This window comes from Streptomyces sp. NPDC091412 (genome assembly GCF_044756885.1).
In the GTDB taxonomy this organism is placed as follows: Bacteria; Actinomycetota; Actinomycetes; order Streptomycetales; family Streptomycetaceae; genus Streptomyces.
Genome location: NZ_JBIVTV010000011.1, coordinates 219,807 through 237,870, shown reverse-complemented (window position 1 = coordinate 237,870; position 18,064 = coordinate 219,807). Strand labels below are relative to the sequence as shown.

General features: G+C 68.6%; 16 protein-coding genes, 4 pseudogenes and 1 CRISPR repeat array. Of the genes and pseudogenes, 10 read left to right on the top strand and 10 right to left on the bottom strand.

The window, feature by feature from the left end; translation table 11 throughout:
- Positions 1-94 precede the first annotated feature (94 nt).
- A CRISPR array of direct repeats spans positions 95-1,038; the repeat unit is 29 nt; unit sequence GTGCTCCCCGCGCCCGCGGGGATGGTCCC.
- A 54-nt stretch (positions 1,039-1,092) separates the two neighbouring features.
- Positions 1,093-1,962, bottom strand: a complete 870-nt coding sequence (locus ACIQMV_RS25550; RefSeq protein WP_402595819.1) for an IS5 family transposase — start codon at positions 1,960-1,962, stop codon at positions 1,093-1,095.
- A gap of 280 nt (positions 1,963-2,242) precedes the next feature.
- Here ACIQMV_RS25550 and ACIQMV_RS25545 point away from each other — a divergent pair.
- Positions 2,243-3,036, top strand: a protein-coding gene (locus ACIQMV_RS25545; protein WP_402595838.1) for an IS5 family transposase whose coding sequence is annotated in 2 segments (ribosomal slippage) — positions 2,243-2,582 and positions 2,582-3,036 — 795 coding nt in all. Because the reading frame shifts where the segments join, the coding sequence is not laid out codon by codon here.
- On the opposite strand, the gene ACIQMV_RS25540 is transcribed toward ACIQMV_RS25545, so the two are convergent.
- Positions 3,008-3,343, bottom strand: coding sequence for an ankyrin repeat domain-containing protein (locus ACIQMV_RS25540; protein ID WP_402595818.1), 336 nt, complete (start codon positions 3,341-3,343; stop codon positions 3,008-3,010). The two genes, ACIQMV_RS25545 and ACIQMV_RS25540, sit on opposite strands and share 29 nt — an antisense overlap.
- Before the next feature lie 263 nt (positions 3,344-3,606).
- Here ACIQMV_RS25540 and ACIQMV_RS25535 point away from each other — a divergent pair, with 263 nt between their 5' ends.
- Positions 3,607-3,789, top strand: coding sequence for a hypothetical protein (locus ACIQMV_RS25535; protein WP_402595839.1), 183 nt, complete (start codon positions 3,607-3,609; stop codon positions 3,787-3,789).
- A gap of 68 nt (positions 3,790-3,857) precedes the next feature.
- On the opposite strand, the pseudogene ACIQMV_RS25530 reads toward ACIQMV_RS25535, so the two are convergent.
- Positions 3,858-4,028: pseudogene (locus tag ACIQMV_RS25530) on the bottom strand (DUF3761 domain-containing protein); the annotation flags it as partial.
- A gap of 298 nt (positions 4,029-4,326) precedes the next feature.
- Between ACIQMV_RS25530 and ACIQMV_RS25525 the strand changes: the two are divergent.
- Positions 4,327-5,130: a hypothetical protein gene (locus ACIQMV_RS25525; protein ID WP_402595817.1), complete on the top strand. Its 804-nt coding sequence runs from the start codon at positions 4,327-4,329 to the stop codon at positions 5,128-5,130.
- Between the two features lie 277 nt (positions 5,131-5,407).
- On the opposite strand, the gene ACIQMV_RS25520 is transcribed toward ACIQMV_RS25525, so the two are convergent.
- Positions 5,408-5,953, bottom strand: coding sequence for a GNAT family N-acetyltransferase (locus tag ACIQMV_RS25520; RefSeq protein ID WP_402595816.1), 546 nt, complete (start codon positions 5,951-5,953; stop codon positions 5,408-5,410).
- A gap of 33 nt (positions 5,954-5,986) precedes the next feature.
- Here ACIQMV_RS25520 and ACIQMV_RS25515 point away from each other — a divergent pair, with 33 nt between their 5' ends.
- Positions 5,987-6,133: a hypothetical protein gene (locus tag ACIQMV_RS25515; protein WP_402595814.1), complete on the top strand. Its 147-nt coding sequence runs from the start codon at positions 5,987-5,989 to the stop codon at positions 6,131-6,133.
- Positions 6,134-6,210: 77 nt separating this feature from the next.
- On the opposite strand, the gene ACIQMV_RS25510 is transcribed toward ACIQMV_RS25515, so the two are convergent.
- Positions 6,211-6,942: an SDR family oxidoreductase gene (locus ACIQMV_RS25510; RefSeq protein WP_402595812.1), complete on the bottom strand. Its 732-nt coding sequence runs from the start codon at positions 6,940-6,942 to the stop codon at positions 6,211-6,213.
- Between the two features lie 615 nt (positions 6,943-7,557).
- Here ACIQMV_RS25510 and ACIQMV_RS25505 point away from each other — a divergent pair.
- Positions 7,558-8,418: an alpha/beta fold hydrolase gene (locus ACIQMV_RS25505; protein ID WP_402595810.1), complete on the top strand. Its 861-nt coding sequence runs from the start codon at positions 7,558-7,560 to the stop codon at positions 8,416-8,418.
- A 69-nt stretch (positions 8,419-8,487) separates the two neighbouring features.
- Here the strand turns inward: ACIQMV_RS25505 and ACIQMV_RS25500 are convergent, their stop codons facing one another.
- Positions 8,488-9,402, bottom strand: coding sequence for an NAD(P)H-binding protein (locus ACIQMV_RS25500; protein WP_402595808.1), 915 nt, complete (start codon positions 9,400-9,402; stop codon positions 8,488-8,490).
- 385 nt (positions 9,403-9,787) lie between these two features.
- Here ACIQMV_RS25500 and ACIQMV_RS25495 point away from each other — a divergent pair, with 385 nt between their 5' ends.
- Positions 9,788-10,687 (top strand): MBL fold metallo-hydrolase, encoded by a 900-nt coding sequence (locus tag ACIQMV_RS25495; protein ID WP_402595807.1) that lies wholly within the window; start codon positions 9,788-9,790, stop codon positions 10,685-10,687.
- Between the two features lie 266 nt (positions 10,688-10,953).
- The gene (locus ACIQMV_RS25490; protein ID WP_402595805.1) at positions 10,954-11,421 is read left to right on the top strand and encodes a DUF1348 family protein; all 468 of its coding nucleotides are present in this window, start codon (positions 10,954-10,956) and stop codon (positions 11,419-11,421) included.
- 201 nt (positions 11,422-11,622) lie between these two features.
- On the opposite strand, the pseudogene ACIQMV_RS25485 reads toward ACIQMV_RS25490, so the two are convergent.
- Positions 11,623-11,766 (bottom strand): annotated as a pseudogene (locus ACIQMV_RS25485) (GNAT family N-acetyltransferase); the annotation flags it as partial.
- A 44-nt stretch (positions 11,767-11,810) separates the two neighbouring features.
- On the opposite strand from ACIQMV_RS25485, the gene ACIQMV_RS25480 reads away from it, so the two are divergent.
- Complete coding sequence (locus ACIQMV_RS25480; RefSeq protein ID WP_402595804.1) at positions 11,811-12,647, top strand: GNAT family N-acetyltransferase; 837 nt, start codon at positions 11,811-11,813, stop codon at positions 12,645-12,647.
- A 6-nt stretch (positions 12,648-12,653) separates the two neighbouring features.
- Here the strand turns inward: ACIQMV_RS25480 and ACIQMV_RS25475 are convergent.
- Positions 12,654-12,719: pseudogene (locus ACIQMV_RS25475) on the bottom strand (hypothetical protein); the annotation flags it as partial.
- A 14-nt stretch (positions 12,720-12,733) separates the two neighbouring features.
- Here ACIQMV_RS25475 and ACIQMV_RS25470 point away from each other — a divergent pair.
- Together ACIQMV_RS25470 and ACIQMV_RS25465 are read left to right on the top strand one after the other, a co-directional pair.
- Positions 12,734-13,957: an RNA-guided endonuclease InsQ/TnpB family protein gene (locus tag ACIQMV_RS25470; protein WP_402595802.1), complete on the top strand. Its 1,224-nt coding sequence runs from the start codon at positions 12,734-12,736 to the stop codon at positions 13,955-13,957.
- 163 nt (positions 13,958-14,120) lie between these two features.
- Entirely contained in the window at positions 14,121-14,468 is a 348-nt protein-coding gene (locus ACIQMV_RS25465) for a VOC family protein (protein WP_402595800.1), read from the top strand.
- A 35-nt stretch (positions 14,469-14,503) separates the two neighbouring features.
- On the opposite strand, the pseudogene ACIQMV_RS25460 reads toward ACIQMV_RS25465, so the two are convergent.
- Positions 14,504-14,675, bottom strand: a pseudogene (locus tag ACIQMV_RS25460) (alpha/beta hydrolase); the annotation flags it as partial.
- Between the two features lie 216 nt (positions 14,676-14,891).
- The gene (locus ACIQMV_RS25455) at positions 14,892-17,975 is read right to left on the bottom strand and encodes an NPCBM/NEW2 domain-containing protein (RefSeq protein WP_402595798.1); all 3,084 of its coding nucleotides are present in this window, start codon (positions 17,973-17,975) and stop codon (positions 14,892-14,894) included.
- Between the last annotated feature and the right edge of the window lie 89 nt (positions 17,976-18,064).

Sequence of the window (18,064 nt, the reverse complement as noted above, 5' to 3'; positions counted from 1 at the left end):
GAGAGCTATGCCGCCGGGCTCCATCTGCGCGGATCCATCCTCTGGTTACGCAGCCTGCCAGCCCTCCCCTGATCTCAACTCAGAACAGGCCCTAGTGCTCCCCGCGCCCGCGGGGATGGTCCCCAGGCCATCGGCCCGCAGTCCGCGGCGCTCAAGTGCTCCCCGCGCCCGCGGGGATGGTCCCTCCCCGGCGATCACCGCCGACAACGAGGCCGCGTGCTCCCCGCGCCCGCGGGGATGGTCCCGCGAGCAACCCGGGCCAGGCGCCCCATTACTCGTGCTCCCCGCGCCCGCGGGGATGGTCCCTGCTTCTTCGACGCCTTGGCGAGCGCGGCGACGTGCTCCCCGCGCCCGCGGGGATGGTCCCGCGGCCTCGTACTCCGCCCACCAGGCCCGGAGGTGCTCCCCGCGCCCGCGGGGATGGTCCCGAGCCGCCATCGGGGCGCACATCGGGGCAAGGGTGCTCCCCGCGCCCGCGGGGATGGTCCCGTCGAGATGGGGCTGAAGAAGACCGTCCGGCAGTGCTCCCCGCGCCCGCGGGGATGGTCCCACCATCATCCTGCTTATTCGTGTACCGGTAAGGTGCTCCCCGCGCCCGCGGGGATGGTCCCCAACATACGAGTTGCAATCCCGTTCACATTCTGTGCTCCCCGCGCCCGCGGGGATGGTCCCAGCAGGACGGCTTCGATCTGCTCGTGGCTGCGGTGCTCCCCGCGCCCGCGGGGATGGTCCCATCGTGTTGGCCATCGACTGGCCGAACGACGTGTGCTCCCCGCGCCCGCGGGGATGGTCCCGACGGCGACATGGAGTCCTGCATCAGCCTCGCGTGCTCCCCGCGCCCGCGGGGATGGTCCCAACCACACGGTCGTCGACCTCCGCCACCCCCTGTGCTCCCCGCGCCCGCGGGGATGGTCCCGCGCTGAACTGGCTACCCGGCCTCATCAACGGGTGCTCCCCGCGCCCGCGGGGATGGTCCCGGGTATCCCTGACGGTGCCGGTCCGCGACCGCGTGCTCCCCGCGCCCGCGGGGATGGTCCCACCACAACGAAGCGGGCCGGACCCCGCGCTAAGAGGTCGTTTTCTCCCGTTGTTTCATCCCGTGATGCGGCCTTGGTCCGGTGGTGTCGGGTCGCGCCAGGAGATGGTGCTCTCGCCAGTAAGGCGGCGGGCCATGAGGTCTGTCATAGCGAGGTGGATCATGGCTTCGGAGCGAGCGGGGAGGGTTTCGTAGTCGCGGGCCAGGCGGCGGTTGAGCATGAGCCAGCCGTAGGTTCGCTCGACCGTCCAGCGTTTCGGGATCGGCGTGAACCCCTTGGCCCGAGGAGTGCGTTGGACGATTTCGAGGTCGATGCCGAGGGTGGCGGCGTGCTCGACGAAGTGTTTGCGGTAGCCGCCGTCGACCCAGACCTTGCGGATCGTGGGATGGGCGGCGGCCACCTGGTCGAGGAGGGTCTGGCCTGCGGCGGAGTCATGGACACTGGCTGCAGTGACCAGCACCGCGAGCAGGAGGCCGAGGGTGTCGGTGATGATGCTCCGCTTTCGGCCGACGATTTTCTTCGCCGCGTCCGTGCCCTGGCTCGCGGCGGGAACGCTGGTCGCTGTTTTGACGCTTTGCGCGTCGATCACGCAGGCCGATGTCTGTGCGCTTCGGCCCTCCCTCTGCCGCACCCGCTCCCGCAAAAGGCCGTTGAGCTGGGCGAAGATGCCTTCCTTCTGCCACTTGGCGAAGTAGCCGTAGACGGTTTCCCAGGGCGGGAAGTCGTGTGGCAGGTAACGCCACTGCACACCGGTGCGGTCGACATACAAGATCGCGTTCATGATCTCGCGCAGCTCGTGCTCGGGCGGCCGGCCGAAGTCCAGGGCCCGACCTCGGCGCTCGAAGCGCCAGGCCGCCAGCACCGGCTCGATCAACTCCCAGCGGGCATCGGACAGATCACTCGGATACGCACGTCGTTCCGCCATGACTCAGGACGTACCGCTGGCAGCCACGTGCGCCCAGGCGCGCGTTGTACCTTGTGGAAGCACGGGATGAATGCGGCGTCCTGGAATGAGACAGGCGCAAGCCACCTCCGGCCTCATACGTCACATCATGTGTCCCCGCAGTATCCGTCGCCTCGGCGATCCGGCCCGCAACAAACGTAGGCGCGGAAGAAATCCCTACATAAACATCTATTTCAGGTGAAAACGACCTCTAAGACGTCGTCTCATTTGGAGTGATCAGTAGTCTGAGCCTGTGCTGATCGTGGAACGCTTGGTGCCGGACGAGTTGTACGACCTTTTCCAGCGGGTGGTGCCTCCATCCCCGACGCGGCCTCAAGGCGGGGGTCGGCGGCGGCACGGTGACCGCGAGGTCCTCGCGGCGATCATCTTCGTCGCTACGACAGGCTGTACCTGGCGGCAGTTGCCGCCGGTCTTCGGCCCGTCGGGGCCGACCGCGCACCGGCGTTTCACCGAGTGGTCCGCGGCTCGGGTGTGGGCCAAGCTGCACCGGCTGGTCCTCGACAAGCTGGGCTCGCGCGGCGACCTGGACTGGTCGCGTTGCGCGATCGACTCGGTGAACATGCGGGCTCTGAAAGGGGGGATCTGACAGGTCCGAATCCTGTCGATCGGGGCAAGAAAGGATCGAAGATCCACTTGATCACTGAGCGGACCGGGTTACCCCTGTCCGTCGGTATCTCCGGCGCGAACCTCCACGACAGTCAGGCGCTCGAGCCGCTCGTACGCGGGATTCCACCCATTCGTTCCCGCCGTGGCCCCCGCAGGCGGCGACCCGCCAAGCTCCACGCGGACAAGGGGTACGACTACGACCACCTGCGCCGATGGCTCCGCAAGCGCGGCATCCGGCACCGCATCGCCCGCAAAGGCATCGAGTCCTCAACCCGGCTCGGCCGGTACCGTTGGACCATCGAACGCACCATGTCCTGGCTCGCCGGCTGCCGCCGTCTCCACCGCCGCTACGAGCGTAAGGCCGAGCACTTCCTTGCCTTCACGAGCATCGCCTGCACCCTCATCTGTTTCCGGCGGCTCGCCCGTTGATGTGAGCCTCCAGCAGCCTCACCGCCAGGTCGTGGCCGTAATGATTGGCCATCTCTATCGGGGTGCGACCGTCTGGATCCGCGAGCTCCGGATCAGCTCCAAAAGCCAGCAGCACAGCAGTGGTATGCATGGTCAGTGGTTCGCCGCTTTGCAGTGAGCCGTCGCCCTCGACGTCGATCGCGTGCGTCAGCAACGTCATGTTGCTGAAGACCTCATCGGGATCGGAACCGCCGGCCAGCAACCGGGCCAGGGTCTCCGCATCCTCGTGCTCGACAGCGTGATGAGCGGGTGTCCAGTAGTTGCTCACCGAAGCATTCAACAGCCCCCCGCGGCCCGACTGCCAGCGACTATCCGCGCCGCAAACACCAATTGAGACGACGTCTAAGTGCTCCCCGCGCCCGCGGGGATGGTCCCGCCGTCGCCACCCGCCGCGCCGCCAAGCTGGCGTGCTCCCCGCGCCCGCGGGGATGGTCCCCGCGTCCGGGTCGGTCGTCTCGGTCAGGGCCGGTGCTCCCCGCGCCCGCGGGGATGGTCCCACCTCTGCCCTGGCCTCGCCCACGGCTCCCCGACATGGCCACCAATAAACGCTGGAGCCTCGCCTTCGAGTATCCGGCCAACTCGGCCACCGCCTGCACGCTGGGCGCCGTCAGCGGCGACCAGGCATGTTTCGACCTCATGGCGTCCGAGGTGGAAATCGGTCTCAAATACCTCAAGGCCGCCAACAAGCGTCTCGACGGGGTACTCGCACAATGACGAAACCCCCGCCCAGATCTTCTCCGGGCGGGGCCGCTTCGCCTGCCGGGGTATCGGTACCAGTACTTCACGCCCTTGTGGCGGGAGCAGGTCCCCCGGAACGTCTTGCTGTATGAGTACGTGCCGTCATTGCATTTCGCCGTCGCCCCACGCGGATGCACCGCATTGGCCTTGCAGACACCTGTCGAATGCCGGGCACACGACGCAGCTGCGGCATCGGTTGCCACCGCGACCGGCATCGCGAGCGCACCCGCCATGACGGCCGCGGTCACGGCGCCCCGGAATCTGGTCAGCATGAGCTCCCCCTTCTGCTGGTTCGGAGCAGCGAGCATGCCCCGGCCGACGCCTCCCCGGCGGCAGGTCCGGCCGGCGGTCATCAGGCCGTGACAGTCGTGGCAGGGCCGTCACCCGGCGTTCGACCCGAGGCGAACGTGCGCCCACACGGAGAGGTGTCAGTTGTGGCTCAATCGCATCCTTGTCGATAAGTTGACCCGACTCCACTCTGTTCATGGTCACTGGTGACCATGAGGGGGGAACGTGGTTTTCGGCAGTGGAGACAGAGATTCACTCCGCCAGATCACCGATCAGCTCAGCAAGATTACGACCGAACTCGCCGCAGTCAGGCAACAGGTCGCCGACCAGCAACACACCATCGACCAGATCCGGCAGGACACAACCGCCGCCATCAACACCGGCCTCGCCGAGGTCCGCGCCGTCGCCCGCGACGCTCTGGCCCGCACCAACGAAACAGCCACCGGACCACTCGCCCACATCGGTAACGAATTAGTCGCCGTCCGCGGCGCCATCAGCCAACTCGAAGGGCAACTTCGCACCGTCACCCGGCCGGTCGAAGCGCCAGCGCCCGATCCCGCGTCGGCGTCAGTCGAGAACACCCCGCTGGCGCCAGCAGAGGCCGAACGCCGACAACCCGCCCCAAGTCAGTCGCCCGCGGCAATCGAAGAGCCGCCAGACCTGATCGTGCTACGGGCAGCAGCTGGCATCTCCGCCGCCAACCTTCAAGCACATCGGGATACATGGGCGTTCCTCGTCAAGCACGCCAGCAGTGACCCGCACTTTCATATCCCCGGGGACGTGAAGGACGCCGCAGATATCGTGAACGTCCGTATCTCCGGGCCGAGCATCGTCGCCGCCCTCATCCGCCTCGATCAGGTCGGCCGTACCGACCTCAGCCCCGTCACGCGGGCCATCGCCGGACACCTCTACGGCCGCCTCGCCGGCGCCGTGCAAGAGATCATCGACAACCCGGATCACAGGATTGAGGCCGAACCCGTAAAGATCACCATCGACGACCGAGCCAGACCGGCCGGCGACGAGCAGTAACAACGAACCGCGACAAGAGCGCGAATCCACCGCACGAACGAAGCGCCCCCGCCGGGATCGTCTTGAGCCAGAGCCCGAACTCGTGAACAGGGCCAAGTGCGCGACAGCTTTCGGTCAACATGGCGGCCGACGCGGGCTCGCGGCGCCCGGGGCGGGTACGAGCTGGTCAGGGCACTACGCGTTCACGGTTCCCGCGCGGTGTTCCCGCGGGAACACGACGGCGGGCTGAAACGGCCTGAGGCGGGCCAGGACGAGGCGACACGGACCGAACCGGTGGCTATTCGTGCAGGTCGGAGGGAAACCGCAGGTCAGGCGCACTGTAAGGAGCCCTGTAGTGGACGGTTCCGCTGGGGAGTGGATGGTCGGCGTCGAGGCTGAGTGCCATCAAGGCGTCGTCCGGAACGTCGATGGTCAGGCCGATGCCATGGTCAGAGGCACGGGTGAACCCGAACCGGGGGTAGTAGGCCGGGTGCCCGAGGACGACCACATGGTGTTCACCCAGTGACCTCGCTGCGGTCAGGGCCGCGCTGATGGCCGCGGTGCCCGCACCGGTCCGCTGGTGCTCTGGGCGGACGGCGCAGGGGGCCAGGCACAGGGCCGGTGTGGTGTCGATGTGGCAGCGGGTCAGCAGGGCGTGGCCCACCGGGCGGCCGGCCTCGTCCGCTGCGACGAGGGAGAGGCCCTCGATCCAGGCGGTCGGGTCGGCACGCAGAGCGTCGACGAGGCCGGCCTCCGCAGGCGTGGGGAAGGCGGCGAGGTTGATGTCGCGGACGGCGGCGATGTCGGCGCTGGTTTCGCCGCGTGTGATCCAGGTGTTGCCCATGACGATGGAAGATCCGTTTCAGGAGATGTTCGTGTGGATGCCCCGGGAGCTCACGCTCTCAACCAGGGCGGACAGGAAGGTCAGGCCACGGCCCGGGACGTGAGGGAGACCCGAGCGCTGCGCACGCTGGCCTGGAGCGCGGTCATCAACCTCACCTCCTCGGTGGTTCTCAATCCCTGATCCAGCACGAACACAGCAACCATACAGCGTGCCTGGCGCCTACCCACCGTGACGCCGGCAGGGTGGGCTGGGTGGGTTCAGGCGAGCCAGTCGCTGTAGTGGGTGAGGGCGATACGGGCGTCGCCCTTGGCGGTGATGGCGTCACCGTGGACGGCGGCGAACATGCCCGCGGTGTCATCGGTGACGACTGTGCGGCCGTCGGGGTGGGCGTTCAGAGTGATCCGGCCGAGTTCGTCGAGGGAGAAGACGTCGGGCCCGGCGATGTTGCGGGTGCCGTTCAAAGGAGAGCCGGCGGCGACCTCGGCGACGGTGTCGGAGACGTCCTGGGCGGCGATCGGCTGGATCGGGGTGCTGGGCAGGCGGACGGTGTCGCCCTCCGTGGTCGAGGAGAGGATGGCGTCGATGAACTCCATGAACTGGGTGGCGCGGACGATCGAGTAGGGGATCGGCCCGGCCTTGAGGATGTTCTCCTGCAGGGTCTTGGCCTGGTAGTAGACGAGGTCGGGCACCTGGTCGGTGCCGACGATGGAGAGGATGACGACGTGCCCGACCCCGCCTTTGTGACTGGCGGCCAGGATGTTGTCCATGGAGGTCTGGAAGAACGTCAGGGAAGCCTCGTCGAAGGTCGGGGAGTTCGTGAGGTTGATGACGACGTCGGTGCCGGCCACCGCCTCCTCCAAGCCCTGGCCGCTGATCACGTCCACGCCCGTGGACAGCGAGAGCGGCACGGCTTCATGTCCCGCCGCCTTGAGCTTCTTCACGACCTGCGACCCGATCAGGCCGGTACCGCCGATCACTGCGCACTTCATGGGTCACCTTTCGTCGCGCACCAGCGCGGGTCGTCACCCTGCACAGCGACCCGACCCACGCCGCCAACCACGGGCACGTGATCGCGGACGGATCACGGCCATGCCTCCAGGTTGCTACGGCGCCGAGCGCTGCGCATGCCGCCCGCAACCATGCCGGGTGGCCGGGTGGCCGGGTGGCCGGTGGGGCGGCGGAAGACGGGGCCACGGCGTCGGCTCGCCGGTGAGGGGCCTCGGCTGAACGGCTGAACGGCTGAATGCAGGCAGTGGCCGGCTGACCGGCCGACATGGCGCATCCGAGCGCGGCTCAGTGGCGCCATCGCGCGGTCGGGTCGGGCATGCCGGACCGTGCGTGGTGCCGCGTCCGGCACTGGTGTGACGTCACTTCTGGATGTCAGTCGGAACTGGCGCTGCTTCCGGATCCTGCGCGGAGAGCCGTTGCTGTGGACTGCCGCTGTAGGTGCGCTACCGAAGCCCGGAGACTTCTCGCAAACCCGCGGCGCGTTCTCTCACTCGAATGCTCCGCTCGCCTCACCCTGTCGGCCCTTGCCGTCGGGCCTCTCGCCGCGGATGGAGTAATGCTCGGGCGGTGGGGGCCTCACGGAAAGGAACGCCTGCATGACGGCATCTGTGGTGCTCGGCCTCATACGTCGCACAAGTCGGACCCCCTTCGTGGTCACTGGGTGCGCGGTGGCTCTGTGTACGTCGGCGACAGCCCCGGCCGCCGCCGACGCCGACGCGAGCGGCAGCAAGCCCACCGTGGTCCTGGTACACGGGGCGTTCGCGGACGCCTCCAGTTGGAACGGTGTCATCGCGCGACTCGAACGCCGCGGCTACACGGTCGTGGCGCCCGCCAACCCGCTGCGGAGTCTGTCCAACGACTCCACTTACATCGCCTCGGTGCTGGACGGCATCAAGGGCCCCATCGTGCTGGTGGGCCACTCGTACGGCGGCGCCGTCATCAGCTCGGCGGCAGCCGGCAACCCACGGGTCAAGTCCCTGGTGTACGTGTCGGCGCAGATGCCCGACAAGGGCGAGAGCGGCGATACGCTGTCCGCCCGGTTCCCCTCTCCACTCGCCTCCGCCACCACATCAGTCCCATTCCGCGCCAACGGCGTCAGCGGAACCGACCTGTACATCCGGCCGGACAAGCTCCACGAGGTCTTCGCCGCCGACCTGCCGGAGAGCACGACGAAGTTGATGGCAGCCACCCAACGGCCCGTCGCGACAACCGCGTTCTCCGAGAAGGCCACGGCGGCGGCCTGGCGGTCCATTCCGTCCTGGGCCCTCGTCGCGAAGCAGGACAGGAGCATCAACCCGGACCAGGAACGCTTCGAGGCGAGGCGCGCCGGTTCTCACACGGTGGAGATCGACTCCTCCCACGTGGCCATGATCTCCCATCCCGACGCGGTCACCGACCTCGTCCTCCAAGCCGCCACGGCCGCCGACTCCGCCCGCACATCGCCGACGGCCTCCTAGAACGCGGAACCGCGTGCGGCGGGGACCGCAACACCCTTGGCCTGACCGGGCCTTCCAGGAAGAATCCGGCTACGACTGCAGCGCGGGGATGTTCCTGATGAGGGCGTCGAACCCCAGCGGGGGGCGTCCGAGGAGCTCGGCGACGTCGTTCGTGGCCCGGTCGTACCGGCCCTCGGCGTGCAGCCGCGCCATCGTGGCGATGTGCTCGAAGACGTGGGGTGGCAGGTCCAGCTTCTTGAGGTCGTGTTCCAGCCACTCCTCGTACGGCACGTCGACATAGGTCACGGTACGGCCCAGCGCAGTGGAGAACTCGGCCGCGATCGCGGCCATGTCACGGGAGCACGCCCCGGTCAGCTCATGGACCCGGCCGGACGACGGAGCCGGGTCGAGCAAGAGGCGTGCGATGACCTCCGCCACATCGGCTGCGGCGACCGGGGAGGTCCGGGCGGACCCGAACGGGAGGCGAATCGTGCCGTCCCGCAGGATCGAGGCGACGGCGACCCGGGCGAAGAGCGGATTCTCCATGAACACCGTGGGCCGGACGTGGACGACCGGTACCCCCGACCAGTTGAGGACGTGCTCGCCCAGCCAGTGCAGCCGCTGCTGGTGGGACTCGGTATCGCTGGTGAGGTCCATCTGCGAGACCGTCATCTGCGAGATGCTCACCAGCAGATCCAGGCTGTCGTCCTCCCGAGCGGCCGCGGCGACCGTCGTCGCGGCCTCCAGGTAGGAGGGCGACACGCTCATCCCGAAATAAGCCCGGCGGCAGCCCGCCAGCGCCTCCACCACGTCGGCGCCACGGGTGAGGTCGCCGACCACCACGTCCACGCCGGCCATGGCCCGCAGGTCCGAGGTCCGTTCGTCGTCGTGGTGCACGAGAGCCCGGACCGGCACGTCCTTCGCATGCAACCGGTCGAGGACCGTTCGCCCGACTCCGCCGACGCCGCCACCAACGCCAGTGACAAGAATGGGTTGGACGTGCACGGCAATCGCCTCCTGCCTTCCGGACCGGGGCACCCGATCTGCTCGGGACGTTCCCCTGAGGCTGTCCTGTAGATCGCCCACGCAGCCATCGCCGGCCCTTGAGCGCCATGCTCCAGTCGACCACGCCCTGAGCGTCCGCGTCTGCCTGGACGTATCGCGGGCCCCTCTCTCATGTGCCGTCCGGCGACGCCCGGCTCCGCCGCCCGTACACCGTCTTCCACCTCCCGAACCGTCGTGGAAGGTACGCCACGGATCACCGTCCGCAGCCGGACATCCTGTGAGTACTCGTGAGCCCGACTGAGTGACCGAGGCGTTGACCAGGGGCCTCCGAGGCGCGGTCACGTGACCGATGGCGCCCGCGTCGTGCGGCACGCAGGCTGGGGGCATGGACACCATCACGCTCGGACACGTGGAGATCACCCGTGTCGTAGAGCTGCCCGCCAAAGGCCGCGCCCGCGACTACGTCTTCCCCGACGTGCCCGTGGAGCACTGGCGGGCGCACGAGAAGTGGCTCGCCCCCACCTTCCTGGACCCGGCCGCGGACGAGGTCCACATGATGATCCAGACCTGGCTGATCCGCAGCGAGGGCCGGACGATCCTGATCGACACCGGTGTCGGCAACGACCGGGAGCGCCCGGCCATGCCGTCCTTCCACCATCTGCACACGAACTACCTCGGAGAGCTGGCCGCGGCGGGCGTCCGCGCGCAGGACGTGGACACGGTGATCTGCACCCATGTCCACAGCGACCACGTCGGCTGGAACACCTGCCTGACCGACGACGGAGAGTGGCGGCCGACCTTCCCCAACGCCCAGTACGTCATCGCGCGCGCCGACTTCGACTACTGGAACCCGGCCAACGGACACCGGACCCGCTCCGGCGCCCGGATGGCCAACGTCTTCGAGGACAGCGTCGCCCCCGTGCACCAGGCCGGACAGACCGTGCTGTGGGAGGGCGACCACTACGACATCGACACCCAGCTCCGTATCGAGCCCGCCCCCGGTCATACGCCCGGCTCCTCCGTCGTATGGCTGCGGTCGGGCGCTGAACGAGCGGTGTTCTCCGGGGACCTGTTGCACAGCCCCTTGCAGATCGCGGAGCCGGACGACTGCCCCAGCTTCGACGAGGACGAAGCCCGCGCTCGGAACAGCCGACGCCGGGTGCTGGGGGAGACCGCGGACCGGGGCGCCCTGCTGTTCCCCGCGCATTTCCCCGGGCCGGGCGCAGCCGAAGTGCGACGCGTCGGCGGCCGTTTCGCGGTGAAGGAGTGGGCGGCATGGCGGTGAGGGCGTTACGCCGCAGTCTCGTGGGGCTTGGCCCTCCACCCCCTGTTTCCGGACGGGCGACTCGTCGGCTGAGAGGACAAAAACGGCCGCCGAATGACCTGACTGCGCAGCCCGGCCGCCTCCGAGCCGCTGTTGCGATCACGCGGGTGATCGGTATGGAATGAATCGCCGAACGCCTGCTTGCCTCCGACTGCTTGGCCTGCGCGGCCGGTGCACAGCCGGAGGCGGGCACCGGATCTTCAAACCGTGACGCTCTGGGAGAATTCATGGCCGCGAAGCCCCCTGTTCCCCCGTTCACCCGGGAGAGTGCGATCGAGAAGGTCCGCCTCGCCGAGGACGCGTGGAACACCCGGGACCCCGAGCGTGTGGCCCTCGCCTACACGGTCGACAGTCGCTGGCGTAACCGTGCTGAATTCGTCAACGGGCGCGAGGAGATCGTCGCCTTCCTCACCAGGAAGTGGACCAGGGAGCAGGAGTACCGGCTCATCAAGGAGTTGTGGGCCTTCGAGGAGAACCGCATCGCCGTACGGTTCGCCTACGAGTGCCACGACGACTCGGGCAACTGGTTCCGCTCGTACGGGAACGAGAACTGGGAATTCGACGAGCAGGGCCTGATGCGGGTCCGCCTGGCATGTATCAACGACCTCCCGATCAAGGAAGACGAACGCACGTACCACTGGCCCCTTGGCCGTCGTCCCGACGACCACCCGGGGCTGAGCGACCTGGGTTTCTAGTTCTCGGTCTGGAGTTGGTTCTGCGCGGTGGTGGGCGAGGCGACGACGCCGGCCAGGGAGAGGACGGCGAGGAGGATGCCGCGAGGAGCATCCTTCTGCGGCCGAACCCGTCCGACAGCGCCGCGGTGCAGGGGATGAGGGCGCTGTAGCAGGTGAGCGCGATGGTGACCACCAGGGTGGAGTCGGCCTCGCTCATGCCGGTCACTGGCGATGCGCACGCCATTCGGGGGCGAGGATCGCCCAGAGCTCCTTGTCGTGACGGGTGCCGCCGTAGGGCCAGTACTCGCGCCGCACGCCCTCGTGTGTCATGCCGAGCCGCTTGGCCACGGCGGAGCTGCGCGCGTTGTCGGGCCTGTCTGCCACACCGGGTGAGGCGGAGCGACGGGTCGGTGAAGGACGTCACCAGCGCCTATCTGGGACATCAGGTCCATCCCGACCATCGCGAGCTGGTGGACGAGGTGATCGACTGGTACGACGGCGTGACGGTCGGCATCGAGCGTACGGTGATGCCGCAGGCCGCCGATGAGTTCGCCCTGAAGCGATGGGCGGCGCACGGCTATGAGACCGATCCGGCCTCGCTCGGCGAAACCGGCTCCTGGACTCAACTCAATGAGCGGGACCTCGACGACGTGGAACAGCCGGTACTGCCGGACGGATTCCGATTCCGCACCGCCGACGAGGCCGGGCCACAGGCCGCGGTCCAGGCCCATGTCGACGCCTGGGCTCCGTCACCGTATACAGCCGAGGGCTACGAGGGCGTCCGGCGGACACCGCCGTATCGCGGCGACCTGCACGTCCTGGTGGAGGCGCCGGACGGAACGATGGCCGCGTCGACGATCATGTGGCTCGACGAGGCGAACAGGGCCGCCGAATTCGAGCCGGTCGGAACGCATCCGGACTACCGGCGGCTCGGACTGGTCAGGGCGATGCTGCTGCACGGGATGCATCTGGCACGGGAGGCCGGGGCCCATCACATGACGGTGGCCTGTCTGGGGGCGCCGGGGCATCCCCAGGCGCGCGGGCTGTACTACAGCGTCGGGTTCCGGGAGTTCACCGAGCCTCCTTCGAGGAAGCCCCGGCCTTCTGGCCGGGGAGGAATCGAACTCCTGCGGAGCAGTACAAGGAAAGACGAATCGCCTTCAAGGCGACTGGTCATCTCCACCAGCCGGGCCGAGGGTGACCTCAAGCAGGTGGATGATCTCAGAGTTGAGGGACCGGCGGTCTGAACGGGCCTGTTCAACCAGCCGTGCGTGCAGGTCGGTTGGGAGTCGGAGGGAGATTCTCTTCTCATCGGCCATGCTAAAATGATGCCATGACGATGCCGCAGATGGCCAAGGATGCCGGGCACGCCCGGTACGCCTTCAGGCTTCGCGTGTCGTCGACCGCTCGCACCGCGCTGCTCGCCGAGTGGGACCGGTGCCGGTGGGTGTGGAACGAATGCGTCGCCACGTCCCGGCAGGTGCACGCGCACAATCGGGTGCACCCCGAGGGCAAGCTGACGTGCGGTCCGGCGAAGCTCGACAAGATGCTGACCGAAGCTCGCAGCAAGCTGCCGTGGCTGCGGGACGGCGCGAGTGTCCCGCAGCAGCAGACGATCCGGGATTTCGCCAAGTCCCGCTCCAAGGCGTTGAAGGACATCGAACGTCGCCTGCCGGTAAAGCAGCGCGCGGGCATGCCTCGGCATAAGCGCAAGCGCGATGCCGAGCCGACGCTGAACTACACCACCCGAGGGTTCCGGCTGAAGGACGGCCGCCTGCACCTTGCGGGCGGCATCGCCGTGTCGGTGGTGTGGTCGCGTGGGCTGCCTGCGGCTGTGTCGTCGGTGCGGGTGTACCGGGACAGCCTCGGGCACTGGTACGCGTCGTTCGTCGTCGCCGCCGAGGTGCAGTCGCTCCCCGCCACGGGCGCGGTCCTCGGTGTCGACTGGGGCGTCAAGGAGACCGCCACCACCACGAGCGACGCGCACGACCTCCCGCACGCCGAACACGGCAAGCGGGCCGCGCAGCGTCTCGTCCGGTATCAGCGGATGATGGCCCGCCGCCGGCCCGCCAAGGGGCAGGGCGCGTCCAAGGGCTACAGGAAGGCGCAGCGGCAGGCCGCGAAGGTCTCCAAGAAGGTTGCGCGGCAGCGGCAGGACACCGCCCGCAAGTGGGCCAAGCATGTCGTCCGCGACCACGACGCCATCGCTGTTGAGGACTTCCGGCCGAAGTTCCTCGCCAAGACCACCATGGCCCGCAAGGCCGCGGACGCCGCGATCGGCACCACCAAGCAGGCCCTGATCGAGATGGGCCGCAAGCACGGGCGGGACGTCCGTCTCGTGAATCCCGCGCACACCACCATGGATTGCGCGTCGTGCGGAGCGAGAACCAAGCACGCACTTCCTCTTTCGGAACGTACCTACACCTGCACCGCGTGCGGAGTCGTGTCCCCCAGGGACAAGAACTCCGCCCGCGTGATGCTGGTCCGGGCTGGTCTCATCCCGGCTGGTGTCGAGGGCGTAAGACCTCCGGGGGCGCTGCTCCCGGAGGCAGCCTGAGCCAGGAATCCCCTCCCTTCAGGGAGGGGAGGATGTCAAACGAGATGTGCCGCTCATCAAGACCGGGGACTGAAGCGTGTTGCGGGAGTGCGTGCGGTGACGGACCGGCCGTAGTACCCCTGGACAGTCCTGGATCCGTGTCTGTTCTCTTCGGGAGTCGTCGATGGCCGTTCGCCGTGTCATGCCCATCATCCAGTCAGAGGCCGCGAAGGAGAGCCGGGACTTCTATGGACTGCTGGGCTTTGAAGAGGTCATGAATCTCGGCTGGATCATGACGCTTGCCTCGCCGTCGAGTCCGGCAGCCCAGGTCAGCTTCATGACCGGCGACAGAACCGCCCCGGTTACCCCCGATGTGAGCGTCGAAGTCGACGACGTGGAGGCGGCTTACGCGATCATGCGGGACAGCGGCGCGGAGATCGTTCACCCCCTGCAGGACGAGGAGTGGGGCGTACGGCGGTTCTTCGTCCGCGACCCCAACGGCCGCGTGGTCAATGTTCTGAGCCACCGCTGACGCTGGGCCACCGCGCTCTCGGGCCGGTCGGGGGCTCAGCGCGCCGGCAGATCGCGCAGCGACTTCGCGATCACGTCGGGGGCCTCTTCCGCCATGAAGTGGCCGCAGGGGAAGGTCGAGTGGTTCAGGCCGGCGACCCGGGCGCCCCAGAGGGCGGCGGCCCTCGTACCCGAGGGCCGAACCCCAGTCCTGCGGGAGCACGGAGACCTCCGAATCCCACCCGCTGCGGCGTGCCTTCGTCGCCGGACCGCCGCCGTACGTCCTGAGTTCGTCCCACCCTCTACGACAACGTCGGCCGTCAAGACCACAACTCGGTCTTGACGGCCGACGTCACGTCACGCAGCGTCCCGGCTCAGCCGACAGCGTCCCGGAGGGCCGGGCAGCGTCGGGGGTACGACTGGTCGGGGTGCCGCCGCGGCGGTGTCAGGCGCAGTGGAACTTCGCGTCCGCCCAGTCGCCGTGGTCGCCGGACTTCGTTCCGTCGGTGTCGGTGATGACGAGATGGACGTGGCGGGCGCCGTCCAGCGGTACGTTCACCGGCACGGGGTCGGACTTGCCGCTGACGGTGGGGGAGGACCACAGCGTCTTTCCGTCGGCGACGACGGAGAAGGACACGCCGCCGTAGCCGTTGATCTCGTCGTCGATGCCGACGGTGGCGGTGAACGAGGAGCACTGGCCGCCGAGCCAGAACTCGATGTCGGAGTCGGCGTGCGCGCCGATGCCCTTGGCGTAGGTGGTGCCGTTCAGGGTGAGCGTATGGCCGTCGCCGGCCGCCGACTCTCCGTTGCTGCGGTCGCGTTCGGGCGGTCCCCAGCCGTTGGTGGCGTTCAGCCAGGGCAGATCACTGGCCCACGCGTCACCCTTGGGCGGGGCCGGCATGGTGCGCACCGCCGTCCGTTGCGTGGTGACCGTGTCCTGCCCCGCCGCCCGGTAGCGGGCGGTGCCGCTGAGCACGGCCTCGCCCACACCGGCGTCGGCCGGCGCGGTCACGGTGAACTCCGCGCTCGCCCGTTTCCCCGGCTCCAGACGGCCGACGGACCGCGTCGGCGAGACGGTCCAGCCGTCGGGTGCGCTCACGGACAACTCGGTGGCCCCGGCGCCCGTGCTGCCCGCGGTGAACCCGACCGTGACCTTCTCGGACACGCCGGCGCCGGTCTCGGCGGGCGGCGCGACCGAGACCGTGCCCGTCGCCCCCGGGACCTTGCCGCCCACCGCGCTCGCGCCGTCCACGTCGACCTGGAAGGCCCGGTCGGTGCTGATGCTGCGGGTCTTGATCTGGACGACACCGCCCCGGTCGGAGGCGTCGTACCACCAGCCCCGGTCGGCGGCGTCGAAGGCGGCCTTGGAGGTGAACTGGGGCAGCGAACCGCCGTCCAGGCCCACGTGGTGCGGGGCGGAGCCGGTGTGCACCGTGAACCGGTACGGGCGGCTCTTCTGCTTGCCGGCGAAGTCACCGGCGTCGGCGCCGACCGCGATGCGCACCGCTCCCGCTCCGCTGTCCGGGGCGGTCACCGTCACCCGCTGCTCGGCGTACTTGCCCTGCCGGTGCTGCCGGGTGACACCGTCGTCCTCGTACAGCGTGAAGGAGGTGCGGCCCTGCGGGTAGACGTCCCAGGCGAGCGAGGAGTCCGCGGTGCGGTCCTGGTAGGAGTTGATGCCGGGCCACATCGGGATCGACGCTCCCGCCTTGACGAACAGCGGCAGGGTGTCCAGGGGAGCCTGGTAGCCGTCGACGGTGGTCGGACCGTGATAGGTGCGCCCGGACCAGTAGTCGATCCAGTCGCCCTTGGGCAGGTAGATGCCGTCGCGGACGGTGGTGTCGCTGTAGACGGGCGCGACCAGGAAGTCCTCGCCGGTGAGGAACTCGTACTTGGCGGCGTCACTCGCCGCCTTCGGGTCGTCGGGGTACTCCAGCGTGAGCGGCCGTACGGCCCCCACACCGGTGCGGTTGGCCTGCGCCGCGTAGGTGTACATGTACGGCAGCAGGGATTCCTTCAGCTTGAGGTACTTGCGGTTGATGCTGGTGTACGGCTCCCCGTACTGGTAGGGCTGCTTGTCCTTGGCGGCCCAGCCGTCCATCGTCATCACGGCCGGCAGGAACGACTTCCACTGCAGGTCGCGGGTGTAGGTCTTGGCGCTGCCACCGAAGATGCCGTCGACGTCGCCGCTGGTGTACGCGAGACCCGACATGGTGGCGCCGGCGTACGTGGGTATCTGCCAGCGGATGTAGTCCCAACTGCCGGACTGGTCACCGCTCCACTGCACGCCGCAGCGCTGGGCGCCGGCCCAGCTCTCCGGGGCCCAGGTGAAGCCGCGCGCGTCGCTGTTGTCCTCGATGCCGCGGTAGGCGTCCTTGCACCCGTCCAGGGCGAACTTGTAGCCGGAGCCCACCCAGGCGACGTCCAGCTTGGCCACCCGCTGGCCCGCCTTGACCTGGTCGGCCAGTTTGTCCAGACCGTCCTGGGTCCACAGACCCATCTGCATCGTGCGGTCGTTGAGGCCCTTGGCGGTCTCGGCGAGGTCCTCGTAGCCGCAGCCGTAGCCGTCGTTGACGAGCATCCAGCCCAGCGGCATGTCGTTCTTGACGTAGCCGTCGGCGACCTTGAGGGCGTCCAGGGTGTGCCGCTCGCCGCGGTTGGCGTTGTGCAGATAGCAGTCGGAGTCGCCGACCTCCAGGCCGTAGACCGGGGGAAGCATGGGGCGCCCGGTGAGCTTGGTGTACTGGCCGATGACGTCCTTGGTGGAACCGCCGGCGAAGTAGTAGGCGTCGAACCGGTTCTCCTGCTCGGTGGTGGTGACCGGGTCGGTGAACGCGTAGGTGCCGGGCGCGTAGGTGTTGCGGTAGACGCCGTAGCCCGCCGAGGAGAGGTAGAACGGCACCGAGTTGGGGTGTCCGCCCTCGTTCCAGTTGTAGTCGACGCCCACCTTGAGCGTCTTGCCGCGGTGCGAGGTGTTGCCGCTGCCGTTCTGCTCGCCCGTGCCGTAGAACTGTTCGTCGGCGCCGCGTGTGAGCGTCTGGGTGGTGGCGGTGCCGTCCCAGGTGATGCCGCGGGTCTCCTCCCACAGGCGGGTGCCGTCGGCGCGGTACAGGGCGAACCGCAGTGGCGACTTGTACACCCGCAGGGTCACCTTGTTCGTGGACAGTTCGTAGCGGTCACCGCGGTCGGTCCAGCGGGTGGCCGGTGGATCGCCCTGCGGCAGCACGATGTCGCCGCCGACGGGGTCGGTGAACGTGCCGTCCGGGGCCACCTCGATGCGGAAGGTGTCGGCCGAGACGAAGCCGACCCGGGCCTTCGCCGTGCCCGCCGTGAAGGTGTAGGAGGCGCCGGACCGGGAGAACCCGGTGACCGCCCCGATGACGGTCGGGGTCCCGGACGCGGTGGCCGTCGCCGCTCCGGCCGGTGCGGCCGGTCCGATCTCGGCCGCCAGGACGGCGAACAGAGCCGTGGCGGCCAGGACCGCCCCTCTGGAACGGAAAGCCTTGCGTCTGCGGGATGGAGCGCTCATGTCGATCCCTTCGCACACGTCGATCGGCGTGGGGCGCTTGCTTGAACTTGCTTGATACGCCGCTGAATCAAGCACAACCAATCACGCGG

What these genes read in the sequence shown, in the direction of transcription:
- ACIQMV_RS25455 (WP_402595798.1), bottom strand. Translation starts at nt 17,975, where the DNA reads ATGAGCGCTCCATCCCGCAGACGCAAGGCTTTCCGTTCCAGAGGGGCG.
- ACIQMV_RS25505 (WP_402595810.1), top strand. Translation starts at nt 7,558, where the DNA reads ATGACGGCATCTGTGGTGCTCGGCCTCATACGTCGCACAAGTCGGACC.
- ACIQMV_RS25510 (WP_402595812.1), bottom strand. Translation starts at nt 6,942, where the DNA reads ATGAAGTGCGCAGTGATCGGCGGTACCGGCCTGATCGGGTCGCAGGTC.
- ACIQMV_RS25470 (WP_402595802.1), top strand. Translation starts at nt 12,734, where the DNA reads ATGACGATGCCGCAGATGGCCAAGGATGCCGGGCACGCCCGGTACGCC.
- ACIQMV_RS25495 (WP_402595807.1), top strand. Translation starts at nt 9,788, where the DNA reads ATGGACACCATCACGCTCGGACACGTGGAGATCACCCGTGTCGTAGAG.
- ACIQMV_RS25490 (WP_402595805.1), top strand. Translation starts at nt 10,954, where the DNA reads ATGGCCGCGAAGCCCCCTGTTCCCCCGTTCACCCGGGAGAGTGCGATC.
- ACIQMV_RS25520 (WP_402595816.1), bottom strand. Translation starts at nt 5,953, where the DNA reads ATGGGCAACACCTGGATCACACGCGGCGAAACCAGCGCCGACATCGCC.
- ACIQMV_RS25465 (WP_402595800.1), top strand. Translation starts at nt 14,121, where the DNA reads ATGGCCGTTCGCCGTGTCATGCCCATCATCCAGTCAGAGGCCGCGAAG.
- ACIQMV_RS25550 (WP_402595819.1), bottom strand. Translation starts at nt 1,962, where the DNA reads ATGGCGGAACGACGTGCGTATCCGAGTGATCTGTCCGATGCCCGCTGG.
- ACIQMV_RS25535 (WP_402595839.1), top strand. Translation starts at nt 3,607, where the DNA reads ATGGCCACCAATAAACGCTGGAGCCTCGCCTTCGAGTATCCGGCCAAC.